Origin of the sequence: Mycobacterium sp. (assembly GCF_035653355.1) — a bacterium.
Taxonomy (GTDB): domain Bacteria; phylum Actinomycetota; class Actinomycetes; order Mycobacteriales; family Mycobacteriaceae; genus Mycobacterium.
On record NZ_DASRBZ010000522.1, the window covers coordinates 1 to 3653 of the forward strand.

Genomic DNA, 3653 nt, shown 5'->3' on the forward strand with positions numbered 1-3653 from the left:
AAGCACGTGCCCTGGGCCGATTTCAGCAACATCCCCGGCAACTACTCGCTGCCCTTCTCGGCCTTCCCCGCGCCATCGAATTACGCCAGCCTGCCGACGGTTTCGTTCGTCATTCCCAATCTCGACAACGATATGCACGACGGATCGGTAGCTCAGGGCGACACTTGGCTCTACCAAAAGCTATCCCCCTATGCCGCCTGGGCGAAGACCAACAACAGCCTGCTGATCGTGACCTGGGACGAAGACGACAACACTGCGCGTAACCAAATCCCGACGGTCATCTACGGAGCCAACGTCAAACCCGGGGCCTACTCAGAACCGATCAGCCACTACAACGTGTTGTCGACGCTCGAGCAGATGTACGGGCTGCCCAAAACGGGTTACGCGGCGAGCGCTCCCGCCATCACCGATATCTGGGGAAGCTAACGCGCCCGGGCCGCCCTCGGTCCGGTCGGATGGGCGCTCGTCGTTATCCTGTGCCGCATGGCTGCTGAGCTGGTACCTATCCGACTAAGCCTGACCGCCGGCGACCGCTATACGCTGTGGGCGCCGCGCTGGCGCGACGCCGGGGACGAGTGGGAGGCGTTTCTCGGTAAGGACGAGGATCTCTACGCTTTCGAAACCGTCGCTGACCTGGTGGCATTCGTCCGCACCGACACCGACAACGATCTGGTCGACCACCCGGCATGGAAAGACCTGACGCAGGCTAACGCCCACGAGCTCAACCCGGCCGACGACAAGCAGTTCGACTTGGTCACCGTCGAGGAACTTGTCGCGGAAAAGCCGACCGAGGAGTCGGTCAGCTCGCTGGCGGCCACGCTGACAATCGTCTCGTCGATCGGGTCAGTCTGCGAATTGCCCGCGGTCAGCAAGTTCTTCAACGGCAACCCGACCCTGGGCACGGTGGCCGGCGGCATCGAGTACTTCTCCGGCAAAGCCGGGCTGAAACGCTGGAATGCGATTGCCGAGATCATCGGGCGGGGCTGGGACGACGTCTTGGCCGCAGTTGACGACATTGTGCGCACGCCGGATGTGGATGCTGCGGCCTCGGCCCGGGCGGCCGATGAATTGGCCGAGCCCCCCGAGCGTGACGACGAAGACATGGTGACCGAAGACGAAGTGGCGGGTGACGCCGACGTCAGCGCGGAAATTGACGCCGAGCAGGGCGAGGAGGCGCCCGCCGCCGCCGACAGTGTGGTGCTGGGTAGCGACGAGGACTTCTGGTTGAAGGTCGGCATCGACCCGATCCAAATCATGACCGGCGCCGGCACCTTCTATACCCTGCGCTGCTATTTCGACGACCGCCCGATCTTTCTGGGTCGCAACGGGCGGATCAGCGTCTTCAGTTCGGAGCGGGCGCTGGCCCGCTATCTGGCCGACGAGCACGACCACGACCTGTCGGACCTGAGCACCTACGACGACATCCGCACCGCGGCCACCGACGGCTCGTTGGTGGTCGATATCACCGACGACAACGTCTACGTCTTGACGGGCCTGGCCGACGATCTGGCGGACGGGCCTGATGCGGTGGACCGCGAGCAGCTCGACTTGGCCGTCGAGCTGCTTCGTGACGTCGGCGACTACGCCGAGGACAACACCGTGGACAAGGCGCTTTCTCCCGACCGGCCGCTGGGCAAGCTGATGGCCTATGTGCTTGAACCCGACTCTGTCGGCAAGCCCGCGGCCCCGTATGCCCAGGCGGTGCGGGAGTGGGAGGAGCTGGAACGGTTCGTAGAGTCGCGGCTAAGGCGCGAATAGCGCCGCAAGCCGGCGACGACATTGAACAGCAGCGTCGCGGCTAAGGCGCGAATAGCGCCGCAAGCCAGCTTCACGCTTTAGCTGTTGTGCGCCGGTGCTCCCGACTTTCGGGCCGACGGGCCAGCGGTAGCAGCCGATGGTCGCGGGTGAACACCCGACGTACAAGGCCGAGAGCAACCACCACGGTGGTGACGGCGACCGAGCCCAAGATCAGGAACATCACGACCGCCTGCACGAGCACAGCTTGCACCGGCGATACCCCAGCGAGAATCAGTCCGGTCATCGCGCCGGGCAAGAACACCAGCCCGGTCGCCTTGGTGGTTTCGATTTGCGGAGACACGGCCGACCGCAACGCCGTTCGCAGGTAGGGGGCGGCCGCCTGACGGTACGGCTGACCGAGGGCCAGTCGCGCTTCGACCTCGTCGCGTTTGTCCCGCAGCTCATCGACCAGGCGGCGGGCCACCAGAACCGTGGCAGTCATCGAGTTGCCGATCATCATCCCGGCGATCGGCACCAGGGTGCGGGGCTGCAGCGGGAACACCCGCAGCCCGAATATCACGCCAAGCGTCACCACCGCCGCGGTGGCGAACGCGGTGATGGCCAGCGGCGCCAGCCGCGGCACCTCCGGCGCCCGCCTGCGTGCGACGTCCCCCGCGTAGGCGACCATGCCCGCCGTCCAGGCCCACGACCACCACAGGGAGCGGCCCGGCTCGAACAGCAGCGCTAATGCGCTGCCCACAAGCAGCAACTGGACCAGTGCGCGGATGGCTGACCACACCACCTGGCGCTCCAAACCCAGCCGTTGCCACAGCGAGATGGCCGCCGCGAATCCGACCAACGCCAGCGACGTCGCCAGACCAACCCATCCGACCTGACCGTTCATCGCATCACCTCGCCGTCTTCGGGCTTGGACGCCGCCGGTTCGACCCCCGTGCAGCGGCCCTTGTCGATATGGACGACCCTGTCGGCGATGCGCTCGGCCTGCGCCGAGTCGTGGGTGACCCACAGCGCCGGAACGCCTTCGTCTGCCAGGTCGCGTACCGCCTGTTCAATCACCCGCGCCGCGGCGGCGTCGACGGCAGACGTGGGTTCGTCGAGCAACAGCACCTGGGGTTGCGCGGTGAGTGTGCGGGCCAGGCACATCCGCTGCGCCTCCCCGCCCGACAGCGCGGTCGCGTCGCGGTCCAGCCACGATCCGGCGAGCGCCACCCGGGCCAGCGTTTCGGTCATCTGGGCGTCGGACGCGTCCGGGTCGGCGGCCCGCAAGTTGTCGGCGACGGTGCCGGGAAACGGCGTCGGGCGCTGGAAACACATCCCGACCTGGCGTCGTAACCACAGCGGGTCGATTCCGGCAATGTCGTTGCCGCGGAACAGGACTCGCCCACTGGTTGGTACCTCCAGCCGATTGCACAATCGCAGCAACGTCGACTTGCCCGATCCTGACGGGCCGAACACCACCGTCACCCCTTGCTTCGGGATGGCCACGGTGAAGCCGTCCAGCGCGCGCACCCCTTTGCGCTCCACCACGACGTCGGCGAAGTCGAACACCCAGTCGTTATCGACCACGACGCCTCCTGCTGTGCGCAGCTCGCTATCCGATCAGCACCGCGTAGCGCGGCTTGATGATCTCGTCGATGATCGCCAGCCGCTCGTCGAAGCCGATGAACGCCGACTTCATCGCATTGATGGTGAACCGCTCCAGGTCCGTCCAGCCGTACCCGAATGCTTCTGCCAGCCGGTGCATTTCGCGGCTCATCGAAGTGTTGCTCATCAGCCGGTTGTCGGTGTTGACCGTCACCCGGAACCGCGTGCGTGCCAGCAGGTCGAAGGGGTGCTCGGCGATGCTTTCCACCGCACCGGTCTGAACGTTGGAGGTGGGGCACATCTCCAGCGGA

General features: G+C 66.0%; 4 protein-coding genes and 1 pseudogene. 2 read left to right on the plus strand and 3 right to left on the minus strand.

Annotation, left to right across the window (positions count from 1 at the left end):
• The coding region (locus VFA16_RS17895) for an alkaline phosphatase family protein (RefSeq protein ID WP_324969105.1) at positions 1-426 on the plus strand (426 nt) is incomplete at its 5' end.
• 57 nt (positions 427-483) lie between these two features.
• A complete protein-coding gene (locus VFA16_RS17900) occupies positions 484-1758 on the plus strand; it encodes a primosomal protein (RefSeq protein ID WP_324969106.1) in 1275 nt (424 codons plus the stop codon).
• A gap of 70 nt (positions 1759-1828) precedes the next feature.
• Here VFA16_RS17900 and VFA16_RS17905 read toward each other — a convergent pair whose 3' ends face one another.
• The 3 genes and pseudogenes from VFA16_RS17905 to VFA16_RS17915 form a co-directional block, all read right to left on the minus strand.
• Positions 1829-2641, minus strand: coding sequence for an ABC transporter permease (locus VFA16_RS17905; RefSeq protein ID WP_324969107.1), 813 nt, complete (start codon positions 2639-2641; stop codon positions 1829-1831).
• Positions 2638-3324, minus strand: a complete 687-nt coding sequence (locus VFA16_RS17910) for a phosphate ABC transporter ATP-binding protein (protein ID WP_324969108.1) — start codon at positions 3322-3324, stop codon at positions 2638-2640. The genes VFA16_RS17905 and VFA16_RS17910 overlap by 4 nt, the downstream gene beginning before the upstream one ends.
• 25 nt (positions 3325-3349) lie before the next feature.
• Positions 3350-3653, minus strand: a pseudogene (locus tag VFA16_RS17915) (adenosine deaminase); the annotation flags it as partial.

Coding starts and splice junctions, on each gene's coding strand:
- VFA16_RS17900 (WP_324969106.1), top strand. CDS start 484: ATGGCTGCTGAGCTGGTACCTATCCGACTAAGCCTGACCGCCGGCGAC.
- VFA16_RS17905 (WP_324969107.1), bottom strand. CDS start 2,641: ATGAACGGTCAGGTCGGATGGGTTGGTCTGGCGACGTCGCTGGCGTTG.